Source organism: Nonomuraea sp. NPDC050643, assembly GCF_040654715.1.
Taxonomy (GTDB): Bacteria; Actinomycetota; Actinomycetes; order Streptosporangiales; family Streptosporangiaceae; genus Nonomuraea.
The window spans coordinates 75,356-95,972 of record NZ_JBFAIM010000037.1 but is presented as its reverse complement, the minus strand read 5'-3'; the positions used below and the strand labels follow the sequence as shown (position 1 = coordinate 95,972).

At 72.0% G+C, this 20,617-nt stretch carries 20 protein-coding genes; 17 read left to right on the top strand and 3 right to left on the bottom strand.

All coding sequences use genetic code 11. The features are described from left to right. Positions 1 to 126 precede the first annotated feature (126 nt). From AB0I15_RS38390 to AB0I15_RS38380, 3 genes are read left to right on the top strand one after another with little or no spacing between them, the layout of a single operon-like run. Entirely contained in the window at positions 127 to 1,281 is a 1,155-nt protein-coding gene (locus AB0I15_RS38390; RefSeq protein ID WP_358107041.1) for a hypothetical protein, read from the top strand. Beyond that, positions 1,278 to 2,396, top strand: coding sequence for a hypothetical protein (locus tag AB0I15_RS38385; protein WP_358107038.1), 1,119 nt, complete (start codon positions 1,278 to 1,280; stop codon positions 2,394 to 2,396). Before AB0I15_RS38390 ends, AB0I15_RS38385 begins: the two co-directional genes overlap by 4 nt. After that, positions 2,393 to 3,061, top strand: coding sequence for a response regulator (locus tag AB0I15_RS38380; protein WP_358107035.1), 669 nt, complete (start codon positions 2,393 to 2,395; stop codon positions 3,059 to 3,061). Before AB0I15_RS38385 ends, AB0I15_RS38380 begins: the two co-directional genes overlap by 4 nt. A gap of 55 nt (positions 3,062 to 3,116) precedes the next feature. Here the strand turns inward: AB0I15_RS38380 and AB0I15_RS38375 are convergent, their stop codons facing one another. Then, entirely contained in the window at positions 3,117 to 3,701 is a 585-nt protein-coding gene (locus AB0I15_RS38375; RefSeq protein WP_358107032.1) for a Uma2 family endonuclease, read from the bottom strand. Between the two features lie 279 nt (positions 3,702 to 3,980). Here AB0I15_RS38375 and AB0I15_RS38370 point away from each other — a divergent pair, with 279 nt between their 5' ends. Further along, the gene (locus AB0I15_RS38370; protein ID WP_358107029.1) at positions 3,981 to 4,646 is read left to right on the top strand and encodes a lytic polysaccharide monooxygenase; all 666 of its coding nucleotides are present in this window, start codon (positions 3,981 to 3,983) and stop codon (positions 4,644 to 4,646) included. A gap of 51 nt (positions 4,647 to 4,697) precedes the next feature. On the opposite strand, the gene AB0I15_RS38365 is transcribed toward AB0I15_RS38370, so the two are convergent. Beyond that, a complete protein-coding gene (locus tag AB0I15_RS38365; RefSeq protein ID WP_358107026.1) occupies positions 4,698 to 5,681 on the bottom strand; it encodes a LacI family DNA-binding transcriptional regulator in 984 nt (327 codons plus the stop codon). 148 nt (positions 5,682 to 5,829) lie between these two features. On the opposite strand from AB0I15_RS38365, the gene AB0I15_RS38360 reads away from it, so the two are divergent. Genes AB0I15_RS38360 through AB0I15_RS38320 form a run of 9 tightly spaced genes read left to right on the top strand, consistent with a single transcriptional unit; the run spans position 5,830 to position 15,484 of the window. After that, complete coding sequence (locus AB0I15_RS38360) at positions 5,830 to 7,731, top strand: primary-amine oxidase (RefSeq protein ID WP_358107023.1); 1,902 nt, start codon at positions 5,830 to 5,832, stop codon at positions 7,729 to 7,731. 14 nt (positions 7,732 to 7,745) lie between these two features. Next, positions 7,746 to 9,368, top strand: a complete 1,623-nt coding sequence (locus tag AB0I15_RS38355) for an ABC transporter substrate-binding protein (RefSeq protein ID WP_358107020.1) — start codon at positions 7,746 to 7,748, stop codon at positions 9,366 to 9,368. Between the two features lie 2 nt (positions 9,369 to 9,370). Continuing rightward, a complete protein-coding gene (locus AB0I15_RS38350) occupies positions 9,371 to 10,339 on the top strand; it encodes an ABC transporter permease (RefSeq protein ID WP_358107017.1) in 969 nt (322 codons plus the stop codon). After that, the gene (locus AB0I15_RS38345) at positions 10,336 to 11,151 is read left to right on the top strand and encodes an ABC transporter permease (protein WP_358107014.1); all 816 of its coding nucleotides are present in this window, start codon (positions 10,336 to 10,338) and stop codon (positions 11,149 to 11,151) included. Before AB0I15_RS38350 ends, AB0I15_RS38345 begins: the two co-directional genes overlap by 4 nt. Beyond that, positions 11,148 to 12,098 (top strand): ABC transporter ATP-binding protein, encoded by a 951-nt coding sequence (locus AB0I15_RS38340; protein WP_358107012.1) that lies wholly within the window; start codon positions 11,148 to 11,150, stop codon positions 12,096 to 12,098. The genes AB0I15_RS38345 and AB0I15_RS38340 overlap by 4 nt, the downstream gene beginning before the upstream one ends. Next, positions 12,095 to 12,832: a dipeptide/oligopeptide/nickel ABC transporter ATP-binding protein gene (locus AB0I15_RS38335; RefSeq protein ID WP_358107009.1), complete on the top strand. Its 738-nt coding sequence runs from the start codon at positions 12,095 to 12,097 to the stop codon at positions 12,830 to 12,832. The genes AB0I15_RS38340 and AB0I15_RS38335 overlap by 4 nt, the downstream gene beginning before the upstream one ends. Beyond that, positions 12,829 to 13,815, top strand: coding sequence for a P1 family peptidase (locus AB0I15_RS38330; protein WP_358107007.1), 987 nt, complete (start codon positions 12,829 to 12,831; stop codon positions 13,813 to 13,815). Before AB0I15_RS38335 ends, AB0I15_RS38330 begins: the two co-directional genes overlap by 4 nt. Before the next feature lie 2 nt (positions 13,816 to 13,817). Further along, positions 13,818 to 14,423 (top strand): FMN-binding negative transcriptional regulator, encoded by a 606-nt coding sequence (locus AB0I15_RS38325; RefSeq protein ID WP_358107004.1) that lies wholly within the window; start codon positions 13,818 to 13,820, stop codon positions 14,421 to 14,423. Then, entirely contained in the window at positions 14,420 to 15,484 is a 1,065-nt protein-coding gene (locus tag AB0I15_RS38320) for a C45 family peptidase (protein WP_358107001.1), read from the top strand. The genes AB0I15_RS38325 and AB0I15_RS38320 overlap by 4 nt, the downstream gene beginning before the upstream one ends. Before the next feature lie 27 nt (positions 15,485 to 15,511). On the opposite strand, the gene AB0I15_RS38315 is transcribed toward AB0I15_RS38320, so the two are convergent. Continuing rightward, positions 15,512 to 16,675 (bottom strand): acyl-CoA dehydrogenase family protein, encoded by a 1,164-nt coding sequence (locus AB0I15_RS38315; protein ID WP_358106998.1) that lies wholly within the window; start codon positions 16,673 to 16,675, stop codon positions 15,512 to 15,514. 69 nt (positions 16,676 to 16,744) lie between these two features. Here AB0I15_RS38315 and AB0I15_RS38310 point away from each other — a divergent pair, with 69 nt between their 5' ends. From AB0I15_RS38310 to AB0I15_RS38295, 4 genes are read left to right on the top strand one after another with little or no spacing between them, the layout of a single operon-like run. After that, a complete protein-coding gene (locus AB0I15_RS38310; RefSeq protein ID WP_358106995.1) occupies positions 16,745 to 18,178 on the top strand; it encodes an aldehyde dehydrogenase family protein in 1,434 nt (477 codons plus the stop codon). Then, complete coding sequence (locus AB0I15_RS38305) at positions 18,175 to 19,296, top strand: CoA transferase (RefSeq protein ID WP_358106992.1); 1,122 nt, start codon at positions 18,175 to 18,177, stop codon at positions 19,294 to 19,296. The genes AB0I15_RS38310 and AB0I15_RS38305 overlap by 4 nt, the downstream gene beginning before the upstream one ends. Beyond that, positions 19,293 to 19,955: a GntR family transcriptional regulator gene (locus tag AB0I15_RS38300; RefSeq protein ID WP_358106989.1), complete on the top strand. Its 663-nt coding sequence runs from the start codon at positions 19,293 to 19,295 to the stop codon at positions 19,953 to 19,955. Before AB0I15_RS38305 ends, AB0I15_RS38300 begins: the two co-directional genes overlap by 4 nt. Continuing rightward, positions 19,948 to 20,553: a TetR/AcrR family transcriptional regulator gene (locus AB0I15_RS38295; protein WP_358106986.1), complete on the top strand. Its 606-nt coding sequence runs from the start codon at positions 19,948 to 19,950 to the stop codon at positions 20,551 to 20,553. Before AB0I15_RS38300 ends, AB0I15_RS38295 begins: the two co-directional genes overlap by 8 nt. The last annotated feature ends 64 nt before the right edge of the window (positions 20,554 to 20,617 follow it).

The following is a 20,617-nucleotide window of genomic DNA, read 5'->3' as shown; positions in this document are numbered from 1 at the left end:
ATGCCATGCGACCCATGACGCCAACCGCAGCGATGGCCGGAGAAAACCCTTCGCGTTTCTTTTTACCCACCGTGCGCTGCGTTATCGTGAGACCCGTCTCAAGCCCATATCGCGTGCGGACGGTTCATGTCTCATCCCGGCTCCACGAGATACGACTCGGCCACCAGGCAATTGACGAAGGCCGTCGCGCGTACGGGTGCGGGCGCGCGGACCGCGGTGGGCTCCGTGGCGGTCGTCGCGGCGTTGCTCGGCGCCGTGCCGCCGGTCTCCGCCCGGTGGCTGGTGCCCATGCTGCTGCTCCACATCGTCTGGACCGTGCTCTACGCGCGCGTCTTCTGGCGCAAGGAGCTGCTGCCCGGCTGGCTGGTGGCCGGTGATGTGGCCATCGTCATCGCCCTGTGCCTCGCGCAGCGCCACCTCGTGGCCATGGAGGCGCTCACCACGTCGTCGTCGTGGGTCGCGGGGCTGGTCACGATGAGCGTCGTCATGGCCGGAGTGACCTGGGGACCGCGGGTGGCCGTGCCCGCCGGGCTCGTCGTGGCCGCGTCGTTCGCGGTGGGCGTGCGGCTGGCGTCCCCGACCGCCGACGTGTTCACCACGATCGGGATCCACCTCGTCCAACTGCTCGCGATCGTGCTGCTGATGACGCTGCTGCGCCGCTCGGCCGCCTCCGCCGACACCTTCCTGCGCGAGAGCTCGCGGGCCGAGATCGCGCTCATCGTCGAGCGGCTGCGCCGCGAGGACGAGCTGAAGCAGGTCGGCAGCATCCACGAGACGTCGCTGCACACGCTCACCATGGTCGGCCTGGGCACCTACGACGAGCCCTCACGCACCCTGCGCGCCCAGGTGGCCGCCGACCTCTCGGCGCTGGAGAAGCTGCGCGACACCCCGCGCGCCGTCTCCCCGCCCATCGCCCTGGACGCCCTCCTCGACGAGGTCGCCGGCCGGGCGACCGGGCTGGCCGTCCGCAAGCACCTGGTGCCGGAGACGGTGCCGGGCGACGTCGCGGAGCGCTTCGCCCGCGCTGTCACCGAAGCCCTCGCCAACGTCGCACTCCACGCCGGCGTCCGCGAGGCGGAGCTGGTGTCCAGCAGGCGCGGCGGAGAGATCCTGGTCGAAGTCGCGGATGCGGGCCGAGGTTTCGACCAGGATCGTCTGCCGCCCGACCGGTTCGGCGTGCGGGGTTCGATCCTCGACATGATGCGCTCGCTGCCCAACGGCGGCGCCGAGATCTCCTCCGGCGACCGGGGCACCCGGGTGAGCCTGTGGTGGCGGCCATGACCGAGGAGATCGAGCAGATCGCACGGCGCTACGCCCGCTACACCGCGCTCGGCGCCCTGGTCATCGCCGGTGTGTGGCACATCGGCTACGACCTCACCGTCACCATCACCGGCTGGAGCGCCTTCCGCTGGCCGCTGCTGGCCGCCGGAGCCTGGGTGCTCTACTCCGTCATCTTCGTCATCGGCGCGCTGTCGCTGTCCCGCACCTCCCGCGGGCCGGCCAGGATCCGGGAGCTCGCACTCGCCGCGCTGGTCGTGGACATCGCGGTGATCCTGGCCTGCCGGCCCGGGGAACTGCTCGGCATCAGCGACTGGGCGTGGGGCTCGGTGGGCTGGCTCGCCGTCATGCTCACCTGGAACCGGCCCCGCTGGCGCGCCGAGATCATCGCGTTCCTGGCCGCCAACGCCGGCATCATGCTGGCCGCGATGGCCGTCGCGGGGTCGTTCGACCGGGTGTCCATCGCCAAATACCTGGTCGTCATCGCCGGCGGCGTCACCATGCAGCTCGGCTACACGGCCGGTTGCCACATGCTGCGCGCCCGCGCCGAGGAGACCGTGCTGCTGGCCCGCCGGCTCGCCGCCGACGACGCCTGGCGCGAGTCCGCCCAGAGCATCCACACCGACCGGCTGCGCCGCTACGAGGCCATCCGCGACGTGGCGGAGTCGCTGCTCAAGCAGCTCGCCGACGGGGCCGACCCCGGCAGCCCCTGCGTACGGGCGGACTGCACGGCCGGGGCGATGCGGCTGCGCCGGCTCATCACGGAGCGGGAGGACGTGCCGGACGCACTGGTGTCCGTCCTGCGGGAGCGCATCGACGCGGCCGAGCGGCGCCGGGTCCTGGTGACGGCGCCGCCGTTCGGCGAGAGCATGCCCGTGCTGCCCGACGGCGTACGCGAAGACCTGCTCAGAGCCCCCGTCCGCGCCCTGGACGGCGCCCTCTCCCGGGCCCGGGTCACGGTCTCCGCGATGTCGACCATGGTCAGCGTGGCCGTCGTGGCCGACAACGAGGACCTGCCCATCAGCCCGACCCCGGTGCGAGAGGCCAGCGGGGTCGTCGTCACCTATCAGCGTCAGGGAGGGGAGGTATGGGTCAACAGCATCTGGGAGGGCCCGTGACCGTCGCCCTGGTGGAGGACCACCAGGTCGTGGTGGACGGCGTACGGTCGTGGTTCGGCCCGCCGAGCCCCGTCGAGCTGGTCGCCCAGGGACCCACCATCGAGTCCGTCCACGGCACGGACGCCGACGTGCTGCTGCTCGACCTCAACCTCAACGGCACGATGGTCGTGGACCGGGTCGCCGAGCTGTGCGCGGGCGGGCAGCGGGTCATCGTCTTCTCCGAGCACGAGGAGCCGGAGACGGTACGCGCGGTGCTCGACGCGGGGGCCTCGGCCTTCATCGGCAAGGGACGGGCGACCCGGGAGTTATGCCTGGAGACCATCCTGGAGGTGGCCGCCGACCGGCCGAGCATGACACCGCCGATGGCCCAGGCGATCGCGACCGACGAGGGGCCGCACCGGCCGCAGCTCTCCGACAAGGAGCGGGCGGCGCTGCTGTACTGGTTCCAGTCCATGTCCAAGGCGTCGGTGGCGGCGCGCATGGGGATCAAGGAACGGACGGTCCGGCAGTACATCGACCGGGCGCGGGTCAAATACGCGGCGGCCGGTAGGCCCGCGCCCACCAAAGAGAAGTTGCTGATCTGCGCCATCCAGGACGGGCTGGTCCGGCCGGACGAGGTGACCGTCTACACCTCCCTGGCCGCCCAGAGCCCCCCCGACCCCTGAGCGCCTGGACCCCGGCACTCCCAGCAGGAGGGGGCCGGCAGAGCCGGGGTCCAGGTCACCTACGGGTGAGAAGCCCGGCCGGATCGAAGCTGACCGGAAAGGGCGTCTTCAGGTGGGCGACGCTGCCGGCCTTGTAGACGGCGGGCGGGGCGTAGGCGTCATCGTCGAGTTCGTAGACGTAGAGGGCAGGCCCTTCATCCAGTTCGAGCCGCCAGTAGGCGGGGATGCCGGCCGCCGCATACCCCGCGGCCTTGAGCACTTCGTCGCGTGTCCTGGTGCTCGGACTGCCCACCTCCACGGCGAGCAGCAGATCCTCGGGCGCGAACATGAGCTCGGCCTCGTCCACCGAATCCGTATGGACGATGACCAGGTCGGGGATGTAGAAATCCTGGTCGGAAAGGCGGAGGTTGACGGTGGACAAGGGCTCCAGCTCGGGCGGGGCCGCGTCATCGAGCATGCGCTGCAGCCGGTAGATGACACGCTGGTGCATGGGGGTGGGGGCAGGGCTCACCAGTAGGCTCCCGTTGAAGAGCTCGTAGCGGTTCCCGTCGTCGGGGAATCTGAGCAGGTCGTCGACAGTGAACGGCGGCTTGCCCGGAAGAACCGTGCGCGCTGTGCTGATCGGTTCGATCGTTGCCATTGCGGTCACCCACCCAGTATCGGGAATCTCGCCCTCGCCCACATGCTACTTGCCCAAAATTCGTCACCTTAAGTTATCGATCGATTACGTGGAGATTTGCGAACTTTAATGGCCGATTGAAACTTTCACTCCATTGGAAAGCCCTTTCCGCTGTTCACCCCCACCCCGGCCTCCGTTGACAATGGCCCTCACTTCCCCTGGTCCGCGCCGTCAGATACCGTCGCCCACCGGGAGCGCTCCTAAGCACCGGAACCCCGACCGGAACACGGAGACCGCACTATGCCCCATGTCGCACCACACCGCTGGGCGCTGCGCGCCCTGGCCCTGCTGATGTCCATGGCGATGATCTTCGCCGTCCCGCTGGCAGACACCGCTTCGGCGCACGGCTCGGTCGTCGATCCGGCCTCCCGCAACTACGGCTGCTGGCTGCGCTGGGGCAGCGACTTCCAGAACCCCACCATGCAGCAGCGCGACCCCATGTGCTGGCAGGCGTGGCAGGACAACACCAACGCCATGTGGAACTGGAACGGGCTCTACCGCGACAACGTCGCCGGTAACCACCAGGGGGTCATCCCCAACGGCCAGCTCTGCAGCGCCGGCCGCGCGCAGGACGGCCGCTACCGCTCCATGGACACGCCGGGCGCGTGGCAGATGACGAACCTGTCGAGCACGTTCAACATCCGCCTGACCGACCAGGCCTACCACGGCGCGGACTACATCCGGGTCTACATCAGCCGCCAGGGCTACAACGCCACCACCACGGCGCTCGGCTGGAACCACCTGGAGCTGGTCCGGGAGACCGGCAGGTTCGCGCCGGCCGGCACGTACCCGATCGACAACATCAGCAAGGGCTCGCGCACCGGCCGCCACGTGGTCTTCACGATCTGGAAGGCCTCGCACATGGACCAGACGTACTACTTCTGCAGCGACGTCAACTTCTCCTGACGTCCTCGTCTCGCACCGCCGGGCAGCCCCCGCGTCCGGCGGTGCGCCTTCTCACGAGCCGGGGCTGGTCGAGGCGCGGACGGCCAGCTCGATCGGGTGGACGCGTTCGGTCCCGGCCGGCGCGGTGCCCGAGAGCAGCTCGAACAGCAGCTCGGCGCAGCTCGCCCCGGCCTCGCGGGGGCGCAGGTCGATGGCGGTGATCGGCGGGTCGGCCAGCCGCGTGGCGGCGCTGTCGACGCACGAGGCGAGCAGTACGCCCGTCCCCGCCTCGCGCAGCAGCGGCGCCACCTCGGTCGCCGCCCCGGCCGGCGCGCACACCAGCGCGTCCATCCCGGCCCCGCTCTCCAGCAGGCTGCGGGCCGCCGCGCGGACCTCGTCGCCCGTGGCGTCGAAGGATACCCGGTGCACCAGCGGCGCGACCTCCTGCGCGGCGCACCAGTCGAGGTAGCCCCGATGGACGCTGGCCGCCCAGTCGCTCTCGTCGCCGGCCACGATGAGACCGGGCCGCGCGGCCCCGGCCGAGCGCAGATGGCCGAGCAGCCGGGCCAGCATCGGCGCGTGGTCGGACCACACGACACCGTCCGCCTGCCGCTCTCCCGGGAAATGCTCGCATGAGACCGTCGGCAGCCCGGTCGCCATCAGGCTCTCGACCACCGGATCGCCCCCGAGCGGGTCTCCCAGGACGAGCCCGTCGACGCGCGGCGCGCGCGCCCGCCGCTGGCCGGCCGTGATCAGCGTGACGTCGTAGTCGTGCCGCGCCGCCTGCTCCACCACGCCGAACACGAACGACATGTAGTAGGCCGACCTGGTCAGCACCTCGGGGACGTGCAGCCCGACGGCGCCGGTGCTGGCCTTGCGCAGGTGACGGGCCGAGCCGTTGGGCACGTAGCCGAGCCTCTCGGCCACCTTCGCGACCTGCTCGCGCGTGGTCTCCGACACCCGTCCGGAGCCGCGCAGCGCGTCGGAGGCCGTCGTCTTGGAGACCCCCGCCTCCCTGGCCACGGTGAGGATCGTGACCGGCTCTTCTGCTTGCACGCCCCGATGGTAGCGGCCCGTCGGAACCACCCCCCGCTCGGTAAACGATGTGTTTCGCCTTGGCCTCAGGTCTTGTGCACTCCGGCCAGCGCAATTAAGTTATCGCAAAACTTGCCGGAACGTTCCGGCAGCAGAAAGGGGCGGAACGTTGCACCTGACCACCGGGAAGCATCCCCATCCTCTCGACCCGCTCGCGGCGCAGGAGATCGACGAGGTCAGACGGGTCCTGACGCAGGAAGGCGTGCTGACCGACACGGTCCGGGTGGCCTATCTCGGCCTGGAGGAGCCCGTCAAGCAGGAGGTGCTGGCGGGCGGCCCCGTCGCCCGCAGGGCCCGCGCGTTCCTGCTGGACCTCGCCACCGAGGCGGCCGAGGAGGTGATCGTGTCGATCAGCGACGGCCTGGTGGAGTCCCGCGCGCCGATCGACCCGATGACCGACGGCCAGGTGCCCATGCTGGACGAGGAGCACGCCCTGGTCAGGCGCGTGCTCCGGGCGGACGCCGGCTGGGCTGAGGCCCTGGCCAGGCGCGGGATCGACGACCCTGCGGGCGTCTATCTGGCGGCGCTCAGCGCGGGCCACTTCGGGCTGCCGAAGGAGGAGGGCCGCCGGGTCGCCAGGGTGCTGGCGCACGTGATGCCCACCCCGGAGAGCCTTCCGTGGGCGCATCCGGTGGACGGCCTGGTCGCGTACGTGGACCTGGTCAAGGGCGAGGTCTTGGAGATCGTGGACACCGGCCCCCAGCCGATCCCGTCCGAGCCGGGCGACTACGACAAGGGCCCGCACCGCACCACCCAGCGCCCCATCCACATCACCCAGCCGGAGGGTCCCAGCTTCACGGTGGACGGCCCGCTCGTCACCTGGGAGAAGTGGAGCCTGCGCCTCGGCTACGACATGCGCGAGGGCCTCACCCTGCACCAGATCGGCTTCGAGGACGACGGCCGGGTCAGGCCCATCGTCTACCGGGCGTCGGTGGCCGAGATGATGGTCCCGTACGGGGACCCGAGCCCCATCAGGTTCTGGCAGAACTACTTCGACACCGGCGAATACCAGCTCGGCAAGCTCGCCAACTCCCTCGAACTCGGCTGCGACTGCCTCGGCGAGATCACCTACTTCGACGCCGTCGTCACGGACGGCGCCGGCGTGCCCAAGGTGATCAAGAACGCGATCTGCATGCACGAGGAGGACTACGGCGTGCTGTGGAAGCACAGCGATCCCGCCAACGGCTCCAAGGAGACCCGCAGGCAGCGCCGGCTCGTGATCTCGTTCTTCGTCACCGTGGGCAACTACGACTACGGCTTCTACTGGTACCTCTACCTCGATGGCACGATCGAGCTCGAGGTCAAGGCCACCGGCATCGTCTTCACCGGCGCCTACGACGACCGGGCCGCCCCGTACGCGTCGGAGGTGGCGCCCGGGCTGGCGGCGCCGTACCACCAGCACCTGTTCAGCGCCCGGCTGGACATGACCGTGGACGGCGTGGCCAACGCCGTGGACGAGGTCGAGGTGGACCTGCGCCCGATCGGCCCGGACAACCCGTACGGCAACGCCATCGGCCGCGCCGTCACCCGCCTGCGCACCGAGCGCGAGGCGATGCGCGACGCCGACCTGAAGGCGGAGCGCACCTGGCACGTCGTGAACCCCGAGGTGCGCAACCGCCTCGGCCGCCCGGTCGGCTACGCGCTGCACGCGGAGGGCAAGCCCACCCTGCTGGCCGCGCCGGAGTCCAGCATCCACCGCAGGGCCGAGTTCGCGACCCGGCACCTGTGGGTCACCCGCTACCACCCCGAAGAGCGCTATCCCGCCGGAGACCTGGTGAACCAGCATCCCGGCGGAGCGGGCCTGCCCGCCTACACCAGGGCCGACCGCGACATCGACGGGCAGGACATCGTGCTGTGGCACACGTTCGGCCTGACACATTTCCCCCGCACCGAGGACTGGCCCATCATGCCGGTCGACACCTGCGGGTTCGTACTCAAGCCGGTCGGTTTCTTCGACCGGAATCCGACGCTCGACGTACCGCCGAGCGCCGCCGAACGTTCCTGCCACTAGAGGAGAAGAGGCCCATGCGTCCCATACGCCTGGCCTGCGGTGTCGCGGCCGCCCTGCTGGCTTCGGCCTGCGCCGCCACCGGAACGACCACCAGCCCGACGCCCGCCGCACAGGAGACCGCCGCCCCCGGCTACCTCGCCGTCGCCGACGAGGCCCTCCCCACGGGAGGCGCGCTCAACCTCCAGGTGCACATCGACAGCGGCGCGGCCACCGGCTACGACCCGCAACTCGCCGACGTCGCCACCACCTGGCAGCTTCTCTCGCTGTCCTACGAGACGCTGGTCACGATCGGCCCCGACTTCAGCGTGCAACCGCTGCTGGCCGAGAAGTGGGACACGCCGTCCCCCACCGAGTACGTCTTCCACCTGCGCAAGGGCGTCTCCTTCTCCAACGGCAGGGAGATGACGGCCGACGACGTGGTGGGCAGCCTGAAGCGGCTGCTGGCCTCCAAGGGGGTGTGGCGGGGCCAGCTCGGCCCGGTCAAGTCGGTCGCCAAGGACGGCGACGACAAGGTGAAGGTCACGCTGGAGCAGCCGTACACGCCGTTCCTGGCCGCCCTGGCCAACGTGCCCGCCGCCGTGCTGCCGATGAAGGAGATCGACGACAAGTCCGTCGATCCGGCCACGACGCTGCTCGGCACCGGCCCGTACGCGGTCGAGAACCACCGCCAGGACGTGTCGTGGACGTTCAAGCGCAACGACAAGTACTGGAACAAGGGCAAGCCCGCGGCCGACACCGTGAACATCACGATCGCCCCCGAGGAGGCCGCGCGCATCGCCGCCCTGCAGAACGGCGGCGCCGCCCTTGCCACCCTGGGCAACGTGGACTCCGCGACGATGCTGGCCGGCGCCAAGGACGTCAAGGTCGTCACCCAGGCGACCACGGACTTCTACTACCTGATGCTCAACACGCTGAAGCCGGGCTCGAAGCTGGCGGACCCGAAGGTGCGCCAGGCGATCGCGATCGCGCTGGACAACCAGCAGATCGCCGACGTGGCGCTCGGCGGCAAGGGCAAGCCGACCGCGATCACCCCGGCGGGGCTGCCCGGCTCGTGCGACCCGGCGGCGCTGCCGTCGGCGGGCAAGAGCGTGGACGACGCCAAGGCGCTGCTGGCCGAGGCCGGCGCGCAGAACCTGTCGTTCACGCTCAGCATCTTCTCCACCGAGCCCGCCCCCGCCGTCGCCCAGGTGATCCAGCAGAACCTGCAGCAGATCGGCGTCACCGTCAAGATCGAGCAGATGGACGAGGCGAGCTGGTCGGGCAAGGTGTACGGCAAGGCGCCCGCCGAGTTCGACGCCGCCCTGTCCTGGTTCGCCGGCTACGCCGACCCCGCCATGGTCACCAAGTGGTGGAACCCGGAGACGGCCGGCTTCAACGTCGGCTTCATGAAGCCCGACAAGGAGCTGAACACGCTCATCGACGCGGCCGGCCAGGAGCCCGCGGGCGCCGCCAGGGACAAGGCGCTGGCCGCCGTGTGCGCCAAGGCCGACGCCGACGCGCAGATGATTCCGCTGGTCACCCGCCCGGCCACGGTCGCCTACCGGGCCGACGCGCTCAGCCCGAGCCTGTACGCCACCGAGGGGTACGGCAACGTGCTGCGCCTGGTCGCCGACGTTCGCGTGAAGAAGTCCCAGTAGCCATGCGGCTGGTGATGTGGTGGTCCGGCCGGGCGCTGAGCTCGGCCGCCACGCTCCTGGGCGTCTCCGTGCTGATCTTCGCCGCCGTGCGCCTGATGCCCGGCGGCTTCGCGGAGACCGTGCTCGGGCCGTTCGCCACCGCCGAGCAGAAGGCGGAGCTCGCCACCCGCTACGGGCTGGACCAGCCGGTGTTCATGCAGTACGGGCACTGGCTGTCGGCCGTCGCGGGCGGCGACTTCGGCGTGTCCATGATCAGCCGCCAGCCGGTGGGCGCGGAGCTGCTGGCCCGCCTGCCGGTGACCGCCGAGTTGACCGTGCTGGCGGTGCTCGCGAGCGTGCTGGTCGGCGTGCCCCTGGGCGTGCTGACCGCCGTGCGCGCCCGCCCGGGCGGCGGCGGCGCGGCCGGGCGGCTGCTCAGCGGCCTGGGCGTCAGCGTGCCGGAGTTCGTGCTCGGCAGTCTCGTGGTGTTCGTGTTCTCCCGGTACGCGCTCGGCCTGCAGGTCGGCTCCTGGGTGCCGGTCACCGCGGACCCGGCGGCGAACCTCGCGACGATGATCCTGCCCGCGGCCGTCCTGTCGGTGTTCTCCATCTCGGTCACCGCCAGGACCACCCGGGACGCCGTCATGGGCGTGCTGGTGGAGCAGTACGTCACGGCGGCCGTCGGGCGCGGCGAGTCGCCGTGGTTCATCGTCAGGCACCACATTCTGCGCAACGCCGCCACGCCGGTGGTCACGCTGATCGGCACGACCACCGCGTACCTGCTGGGTGGGGCGCTGATCGTGGAGCACGTGTTCAACCTGCCGGGCGTCGGCTCGTACATCGTGCAGGCCGTCGGCCGCCGCGACTACGCGGTCGTGCAGGCCGGGGTGCTGCTCGCGGCAGGGGTGTTCATCGTCATGAACGTGCTGATCGACCTGCTCGTGGGGGCGCTGGATCCCCGGCTCGGCGTGACGGCGGGGAGGCGCTCGTGAAACTGGACAAGCTGTCCGTCGGCGGGCTCGGGTGCCTGGTGGTGCTCGTGCTGTTCGCGCTGGGCGGGCTCGCCGGCCTCGGGGGAGACCCGGACGCCATCGTCGGCCCGCGCCTGCAGCCGCCGGGGCCCGGCTGGTGGCTGGGCACCGACAACCTGGGCCGCTCGGTGCTGCCGCGCGTGATGGAGGGCGTGGGCACGACGCTGCTGCTGTCGTCGATCGCGGTGCTGCTCACGGCCGCGCTGAGCGCGACGTTCGGCATCATCGCCGGATACCGTGGCGGTTACCTGAACGAACTGGTGATGCGCCTGGTGGAAGTGCTCTACTCCTTCCCGGCCATCGTGCTGGCCATCCTGGTGGCCGCCGTGCTCGGCCCCGGGCAACTGGCGGCGCTGGCCAGCATCGTGCTGGTGACGATCCCGCTGATGACCCGGCTGGTGCGGGCCGCCGCCGTGGCCGTCTCGCAGCGCGACTACGTCACCTCCGCCGTCATCAGCGGGGCGCGGCTGCCGCGCGTGCTCGGCCGGCACGTGCTGCCGAACGTGGCGGGCACGATCGCGGTGCAGGGCACGTACGCGCTGTCGGTGGGCATCGCGGTCGAGGGCGGGCTGAGCTTCCTGGGGTTCGGCGTGCAGCCGCCGCAGGCCTCGCTCGGCGTGCTCATCCAGCAGGGCGGCACTTACATGATCGCCGCGCCCTGGCTGATCCTCGGCCCCGGCGTCGTGCTGGTCGTGGCGATCCTGGCGATCAACGTGGTGGGCGACGGGCTGCGCGACCGGCTCGAGCCCAGGGAGACGAGGTCACTCACGTGAGCCTGCTCAGCGTACGGAACCTGGTGATCGACTACGCGAAGACCCGGGCCCTCGACGGCGCCGACCTGGAGCTGGCGCAGGGGGAGACGGTCGGGCTGGTCGGGGAGAGCGGGTCGGGCAAGTCCACGCTCGGCTCCGCCGTCGGCCGGCTGCTGCCGCGGTCCGCCCTGCGTACCGAGGGGGAGGTCGTGCTGGCCGGGGAGCCGGTGTTCGACCTGCCTCCCGGTAGGCTACGCCACCTGCGCAAACGGCACCTCGGGTTCGTCTTCCAGGACCCGATCGCCTCCCTGAACCCGACGATGCGCGTGGGCGCCCAGCTCCGGCTCGTGCTCGGGCGCGGCGGCGACGTCGGCTTCCACCTGGGGCGGGTCCGGCTCGACGACGCCCGGGTGACGCGCGCGTACCCGCACCAGCTCTCCGGCGGCATGGCGCAGCGGGTGGCCATCGCGATGGCCATGGCCACCTCGCCCGAGCTGCTCGTCGCCGACGAGCCCACCGCCGCCCTGGACAGCCAGGTACGCGAGGAGGTGTCCGACATGGTCTTCTCATTGGCCGCCGAGGCGGGCACGAGCATCCTGTGGCTCAGCCACGACCTGCCCGCCGTGGCCCGCAGATGCGACCGGGTGGCGGTCATGTACGGCGGCCGCGTCGTCGAGAACGGCCCCGCCCGCGAGGTGCTCGGCAACCCCGTCCACCCCTACACGGCGGCCCTGGCCGGGGCGTCCCCGGCCGCCGCGGCCCACGGCACACGCTTGGAGCCCGTGCCGGGCCGCCCGCCCGTGCTCACCGGCCCCGCCCCGGGCTGCGCGTTCGCGCCGCGCTGCCCGTTCGCGGTCGAACGCTGTGAGCACGAGCGCCCGGAGCCCGTCCGGGTCCGCGACCAGCACGTCCTGTGCCACCGGGCGGAAGAACTCGCCGACCAGCGCGTGCCGGAGGTGACCGCGTGATTCTCGAGATAGACGACGTCACCGTCACCTTCTCGGCCGGGCCGCCGCTGCGGCGCATCCATCTGGAGGCCATGCGGCACGTCTGCCTGTCCGTCGCCGAGGGCGAGACGCTCGGCCTGGTCGGCGAGTCCGGCTCCGGCAAGACCACGACCAGCAGGGTCGCGCTCGGCCTGCAACGGCCCACGTCCGGCGCGGTCAGGTTCGACGGCCGCCCCTTCCCGAAGCGGCGGCGCGAACTGGCCGGCCGCATGCAGGCCGTGCTCCAGCACCCGCACTGGTCGCTCAACCCGCGCATGCGCGTCGGCCAGAGCGTCGCCGAGCCCCTCTCCGTGCTCGGCCGCCCCGCCGGGGACGCGGTCGACGAGATGCTCGAGCACGTCGGCCTCGAGGCCGCGTTCGCCGAGCGCTACCCGCACGAGCTGTCCGGCGGCCAGCGCCAGCGCGTGTCCATCGCCCGCGCGCTGGTGACCAGGCCCTCGTTCATCGTGTTCGACGAGGCCGTCAGCGCCCTGGACGTCTCCGTGCAGGTGCAGATCCTCAACCTGATCAAGGACCTGCAGGCCCAGTACGGCTTCAGCGCCCTGTTCATCTCCCACGACCTCGGCGCGGTGCGCTACGTGGCCGACCGGATCGCCGTCATGCGACGCGGTGAGGTCGTCGAGACCGCCGAGACGGCCACCTTCTACAGCGCGCCCGCCCACGAGTACTCGAAGCACCTACTGGAGGCATTGTGACCACCGAGCCACGGCTCGCGAAGCCGTCCGATTTCGCGCCCGGCGTCCCGCGCAACGCGGACCTGCCGCTGTCCCCGCAGCCCAGCCCCGGGCGCGGCTCGGTGGCGTTCGACCTGCCCGGCGTGCACGTCGGCACGGCCGAGTACGCCGAGGGCCCCACGGGCTGCACCGTGATCCACCTGCCCGCGGGCGCGCGGACGGCCGTGGACGCGCGCGGCGGCGCGGTCGGGATGAGCGGCGGCTACGACTACAACCACGCGATCTGCCTGGCCGGCGGCTCGGTGTACGGGTTGTCGGCCGCGGCGGGTGTGAGCGACGAGTTGCTGGCCCGCCGGAGCAACCGGACCAAGTGGGATGAGCTGCAGCTCGTGTCGGGGGCGGTGATCTACGACTTCTCCACCCGGGACACCGCCGTCTACCCCGACGGCGAGCTGGGCCGCGCCGCGCTGCGCTGGGCCAAGGAGGGCGAGTTCCCGGTGGGCCGGTGCGGCGCGGGCCGCACGGCGAGCGCGGGCAAGGTGGACTTCGGCCGGGCCGAGTTCGCCGGGCAGGGCGCCGCGTTCGGCACGTTCGGCGAGGCCAAGGTGCTGGTGGCGACCGTGGTCAACTCGGTGGGCACGGTGATCGACCGGGAGGGCCGGGTCGTGCGCGGCAACTACCACGCCGACCTCGACGCCCGCCGCCACCCGAGCGCCGACTACGCCGACCTGATCGGCTCCGAGGCCGCCTCCGTCATGGGCAACACCACGCTCACCGTGATGATCACCAACGTGCGGCTGACCGACGTCGAGCTGCTCCAGATCGGCCGTCAGGTGCACAGTTCCATGCACCGCGGCATCCAGCCGTTCCACACGCTGACCGACGGCGACACGATGTTCGCCATGACGACCGACGAGGTCGAGCTGACCGGGGTCAAGCCGACGGGCCTCGGGACGCTCGCGTCCGAGGCCGCCTGGGACGCGATCCTGAGCGCGGTGGAGTAGGGATGCACACCTTCCCCCGTTACGCCGCCGCGCGCCCCGAGCAGGTCGCCGCCCTGGTCAGGGAGAACCCGTTCGCGCTGGTCGTCAGCGCGGCGGACGGTGTGCCGGTCGCCACCCACATCCCGGTCGTCGTCGAGGACCGCCCGGGCGACGGCTTCGAGGGGGCGACGCTGCTCGGCCACATGGCCCGGGTCAACCCGCACTGGCGCTCGTGGGAGCCCGGCACGCAGGTGCTCGTGGTCTTCTCCGGGCCGGACGGGTACGTGTCGCCGACCGTGTACCGGACCGATCCCGCCGTACCGACCTGGGACTACGCGGCCGTCCACCTGACCGGCCGGGTGAAGCTGATCGACGACGCGCTCGACGTCGTGGAGCGTACCGTCCAGGCGGCGGAGTCGCTGCGGGAACCGGCCTGGGAGCCGACACCGGCGTCCAGGGAGAAGTTCGCGGAGCTGCTGCCCGGGGTAGTTGCCTTTCGCGTCCGCGTCCACGCGGAACAGAGCATGTTCAAACTGAGCCAGGACATCGACGCGGAGCGGTACGCGCGGGTCCGCGCCGACGTTTCCGCCGTCAATCCCCGGCTCGCCGATCTGATGGGCCGTTCATGACATTTCCCACGTTCACGTCCACTCAGAGCGGGCCGCACGCCCGCGGCAAGGAGCTCGGCGGCGCCCGTCGTGAGCAGATCACGGGCAACCTGGCCGGCTACACCGACCTGTTCGCGGTCGCGGGCGCCTCCGGGGCGCAGGTCCGCGCGTGGGGCGAGCAGGCGCTCGACCGCAGCGCGGCCTGGGCCCCCGGCCTGGCCGATGAGATCACCGGCATCGCGGCCGGCGCCGGGCTGGAGCCCTGGCAGGTCGCCGTGGTCAACGCCCGCACCGAGATCCTGGCCGCCATCGACGCCGTCGGGCACGGAGAGTGCTCGACCTCCGTCGTGCTGCCGCAGACCGGGCCCGCGCGCACGGTGCAGACCTGGGACTGGCACGACCACCTGCGCGACGCCCCCATGCTGTGGGAGCTCGAGCCGCGTCCGGGGCACGTGGTGCGCACGTTCACCGAGGCCGGGGCGCTGGCCAAGATCGGGGTCAACTCGGCCGGCCTGGGCGTGCACTTCAACATCCTGCGTCACGACGCCGACACCGCCGACTTGGGCGTGCCCGTGCACCTGATCGCCCGCCGGATCCTCGACGAGGCCACCACGGTCGCGGAGGCCGCGGAGATCGCCCGCTCGGCCGCGGTCTCGGCCTCCACCGTCATCACCGCCGTGACCGCCTCGGACGCGGCCTCCATCGAGATCTCCCCGGCGGGGGTGGCGGTCATCCCGCCCGACGCCGACGGGGTGCTGCTGCACTGCAACCACTTCCTGGACGACGCGCTGGCGGCGGGGGAGCGGCACGCCACCGAGCGGCCCGGCACCTACGACCGGCTGCGGCACCTGCGCGCCAACGTCGAGGGGCTGAGCCTCGAAGACCTGAACAAGCGGGCCCTCGCCATGCTCAGCCACGCCCCCGAGGACGCGCCCGTCTGCGCCCACCCCGACCTGACCCAGCCGCTCAACCAGCGGTGGGAGACCCTGGCCACGATCGGGTTCGACCTGCCGACCGGGCGGCTGCGGGTGCACCAGGGCGGGCCCTGCCAGGTCACCGAGGCGACCTGGCAGACGTTCTGAGTACCACGTGAACGCTTACGCGAACGTCTACTTGAACGCCGCGATCCCGGTCAGCGCCTTGCCGATGACCAGCGCGTGGATCTCCGACGTGCCCTCGTAGGTGAGCACGGACTCCAGGTTCACGGAGTGCCTGATCACGGGGTATTCCAGGGTGATGCCGCTTGCGCCGAGCAGCGTGCGGCACTTCCTGGCGATCTCCAGGGCCTCGCGCACGTTGTTCAGCTTGCCGACGCTCACCTGCTCGGGGGTGAGCGTGCCCGCCTCCTTCAGCCGGCCCAGGTGCAGGGCGAGCAGCAGGCCCTTGCCCAGCTCCACCGCCATGTCGGCGAGCTTCTCCTGCGTGAGCTGGTACGCCGCCAGCGGCCTGGCGAACACCTCGCGCTCAGCCGTGTACGCGATCGTCGTCTCCAGGCAGTCGAGCGCCGCCCCCATCGCCCCGAACACGATCCCGAACCGCGCCTCGTTCAGGCAGCCCAGCGGCCCGGACAGCCCTCTGGCCCCGGGCAGCATGGCGTCGGCCGGCAGGCGTACCCCGTCGAGCACCAGTTCGCTCGTCACGCTCGCGCGCAGCGAGATCTTGTGCTTGATGTCGTTGACCGTGAAGCCGGGGGTGCCCGCCGGGACCAGGAAGCCCCTGACGCCCTCGTCCGTACGCGCCCAGACCACCGCCACGTCCGACACCGAGCCGTTGGTGATCCACATCTTCGTGCCGTCGAGCACCCAGTCGCCGCCCTCGCGCTTGGCCGTGGTGCGCATGCCGCCCGGGTCGGAGCCGAAGTCGGGCTCGGTCAGGCCGAAGCAGCCGATGCGCTCGCCGGCCGCCATCGCGGGCAGCCACTCCTGCTTCTGCTCCTCGCTGCCGTACTTCCAGATCGCGTACATGGCGAGCGAGCCCTGGACCGAGACCAGGCTGCGCAGCCCGGAGTCGGCGGCCTCCAGCTCCAGGCAGGCGAGCCCGTACGAGACCGCGCCCATGCCGGCGCAGCCGTATCCCTCGAGGTGCATGCCGAGGACGCCGACCTCGCCGAGCGTGCGGGCCAGCTCGCGGGCGGGCAGCTCGCCGGTCTCGAACCAGCCGGCGACGTGGGGGCGGATCTCCTTGTCGCAGACGCGCCTGACCGTGTTCCTGATCTCGCGCTCCTCCTCGGTCAGGAGCGTGTCGAGGGCGAGCAGCGCGGTGGGGGCGATCATGTCGAGGCCTCCGTGTATTTTGGATCCAATATTGAAAATCCAATATTGCACAGTTAAGGTGCGTTGACCATGGACGTTCTGAATCTCATCGGCGGCCGCTGGGTCGAAGGAGACGGCGCGGAGTTCGCCGACACCAACCCGGCGCGGCCCGCGGAAGTGGTGGCACGCGGCCGGCACGCATCCCCGGCCGAAGTGGGGCGGGCGATCGTGGCGGCGCGGGAGGCCGCGCCCGGCTGGGCGGCGACCCCGCACCACGCCCGCGCCGCCGTCCTGACCGCCGCCGCCGACCTCGTGGACGCCGACGCCGAGGAGTGGGGCGCCGAGCTGGCCCGCGAGGAGGGCAAGACGCTGCCCGAGGCGGTCGCCGAGGTCCGCGGCGCGGCCCGCATCCTGCGCTACTACGCCAGTGAGGCCGACCGGGAGAACGGCGAGGTCTTCGCCTCGCCGCGCCCCGGCGAGCAGGTGCTCGTCGTCCGCAAGCCGATCGGCGTGGCCGGGCTGATCACGCCGTTCAACTTCCCGATCGCCATCCCGGCCTGGAAGATCGCGCCCGCCCTGACGTACGGCAACACCGTGGTGTGGAAGCCCTCCTCGCTGGTGCCGCTGCTGGCCTACCGGCTGGCGGGGGCGCTGACCTCGGCCGGCCTGCCCGACGGCGTGCTCAACCTCGTCTACGGCGAGGCGGAGGCGGGCTCGGCGATCGTGGACCACCCGGGCGTGGACGCGGTGTCGTTCACCGGCTCCACCGCGGTCGGCCGGGCCGTCATCGCCCGCTGCGGCGAGCTGGGCAAGCCGGTGCAGACCGAGATGGGCGGCAAGAACGCCTCCATCGTGCTCGCCGACGCCGACCTCGACCACGCCGCCGAGCAGGTCTGCGTCGGCGCGTTCCGCTCCACCGGGCAGAAGTGCACGGCCACCTCGCGGCTCATCGTGGCCGAGCAGGTGGCCGACGAGCTGCTGCACCGGGTGGCGGAGCGGGCCGCGCGGCTGGTCGTGGGCGACCCGCTCGAGGCGGGCGTCGAGATGGGCCCGCTGGTCAGCTCGGCCGCCCGCGACCGGGTGACGGCGGGGGTCGCGCAGGCCGTGGGCGAGGGGGCCAAGCCGCTGGCCGGAGGGGCGTCCCTGGAGCGCGAGGGCTGGTTCGTGCCGCCGACCCTGCTGGACCTGCCGGGGACCGGGGTGGACTTCTGGCGTACCGAGCTGTTCGGGCCCGTGGTGGGGGCGGTGCGGGCGTCGAGCGCGGAGGAGGCGCTCGGGCTGGCCAACCTCAGCGACCACGGGCTGTCGGCGGCGGTCTTCACCCGGGACCTCGGGTTCGCGCTGCGGGCCGTCGAGCGGCTGGAGGTGGGGGTGCTGCACGTCAACTCGGAGTCGGCGGGGACGTTCCCGTACGTGCCGTTCGGCGGGGCCAAGCAGAGCGGGTTCGGGCCCAAGGAGCAGGGCCGGGCCGCCCGCGAGTTCTACACGCGGACGGTCACCGTCTATCTCGGGACCCCCGCGTGAGCGGAGCGCTGTCCGGGCTGCTGATCGCCGACTTCAGCCGGGTGCTGGCCGGGCCGTACGCGACCATGCTGCTGGCCGACCTGGGCGCCGACGTGGTCAAGGTGGAGCGGCCCGGCGCCGGGGACGACACCCGCGCGTGGGGGCCGCCGTACGCCGGGGGAGAGGCCACGTACTTCCTGGGCGTCAACCGGAACAAGCGCTCGATCGCCCTCGACCTGAAGGCCGACGCGGAGGTCGCGCGGGCGCTGGCCGCGCGCGCGGACGTGCTGGTCGAGAACTTCAAGCCCGGCACGATGGACCGGCTCAGCCTCGGCCACGACGCGCTGCGCGAGCTCAACCCGGGGCTGGTCTACTGCTCGATCACCGGGTACGGCTCGGGCGCCGGAGCCGGCCTGCCCGGCTACGACCTGATCGCGCAGGCCGTCGGCGGCCTGATGAGCGTCACCGGCGAGCCCGGCGGGCCGGGGACCAAGGCCGGCGTGGCGCTGGTGGACGTGATCACCGGCCTGCACGCGTCCCTTGGGATCCTGGCGGCGCTGCGCCACCGGGACCGTACCGGCGAGGGGCAGCGCATCGAGGTCTCGCTCCTGTCCTCGCTGCTGTCGGCCCTCACCAACCACTCCTCCGCCTACGCCGCCGCGGGCGTCGTCCCCCAGGCCATGGGCAACCGGCACCCCAGCATCGTCCCGTACGAGGTGTTCCAGGCCGCCGACCGCCCGATCGTGATCGCGGCCGGGAACGACCGCCAGTTCCAGGCCCTGTGCGCGGCCCTGGACCGGCCGGACCTGGCCGGCGACCCCCGCTACGCCACGAACGCCGGCCGGGTGGCCGCCCGCGACACCCTCGTCGCCGACCTGAACGCCGCCCTCGCCACGCGCACGGCCGACGAGTGGTTCGAGCGGATCGCCGCGGCCGGCGTGCCATGCGGCCCGATCAACGACCTGGCCGCCGCCTTCGCCCTGGCCACGGAGCTCGGCCTCGAACCCGCCGTCGACCTCGACGGCGTCGGCCAGGTCGCCAATCCGCTGCGCCTCAGCGCCACCCCGCCCTCCTACCACCGCCCGCCACCGGCGCTCGGGCAGGACGAGGCGTGGGTTCGTGAGATATTGGGGCGGTGAGTCCGGACGAGGCACGACGCAGGCCGCCCACGGCCCAGCAGTTCGTGCTGACCGAGCTGCGCCGTGCCATCACCACCGGCCGGCTGCGCCCCGGCGCCCCCATCCGGCAAGACGCGCTGGCCGAGGAGCTGCAGGTCAGCCGCGTCCCCCTGCGTGAGGCGCTGAAGACGCTGGAGGGCGAGGGCCTGGTCACCCACCAGGCGCACAAGGGCTACTGCGTCGTCACGCTCTCCCTCGACGATCTGCGCGAGGTCTACCGCATCCGCCACCTGCTGGAGGAGGAGGCCGTGCGCCGGGCCGTCGCCCTGCTCACCGACGCCGACCTCGCCCGGCTGGAGGCGGCCCAGGAAGAGGTCGAGCGCGCCGCCGCGGCGGGCGACGTGCTCGCCATGACCACCGCCAACCGCACGTTCCACATGACGCTGTTCGACTGCTCGGGCATGCCGCGCCTGACCCGCCTGATCAGGACGCTCTGGGACACGACCGACGCCTACCGGTCGATGTACTACGGCGACGCCGGCAACCGCGAGCGCGTGATCAAGGAACACCGCGCCACCCTCGACGCCCTGCGCCGGCGCTCCGCCGACGAGGCCGTGGCCACGCTCGACGTCCACCGCGACCACGCCGTCGCCGAGCTGGAGCCGCTCCTGGATGCCTAGGACCGTCGACCACCAGGCGCGGCGGCTGCAGATCGCCGACGCCGTGCACCGGATCATCGACGCCAAGGGCATGGACAGCGTCAGCCTGCGGGAGGTCGCCGCCGAGGCCGGGATGTCGATGGGCGCGGTGCAATATTACTTCGCCACCAAAGACGAGATGCTCCTGGTGGCGCTGGAACACCTCAACGCCCGGATCCGGCTCCGCGTGGCCGCCGCCGGCCAGGGCTCGCCGCTCGACCTGCTGCGGGTGGGGCTGCTGGAGGTGCTGCCGCTCGACGAGACGCGCCGCTTCGAGGCGCGCATCGGGCTGGCGTTCCTGGCCCGGTCGGTGGTGTCCGAGGAGCTGGCGCGGCTCTTCCAGGCGGGGCTGCCGTACGTCGTGGGGTTCTACGCCGACCAGATCAGGGCCGCGCAGGCCGCCGGGGAGGTCGCCGCCGAGCTCGACGCGGATCAGGAGGGCAGGGTGCTGTTCGCGCTGGCGCAGGGGCTGGGCCAGCCGACGCTGATCGGGCACTACACGCCGGAGGCCGCGGTGGCGGCGGTCGACTATCACCTCGCCCGCCTGGCCCCGCGCCCGCCCCTGACCGCCCGCCCCTGACCGCCCTTGTCGTCCGACCTTGCCGCCCGACCCGGCCGTTCAGCCTGGTCGTTCAGCCCGGTCG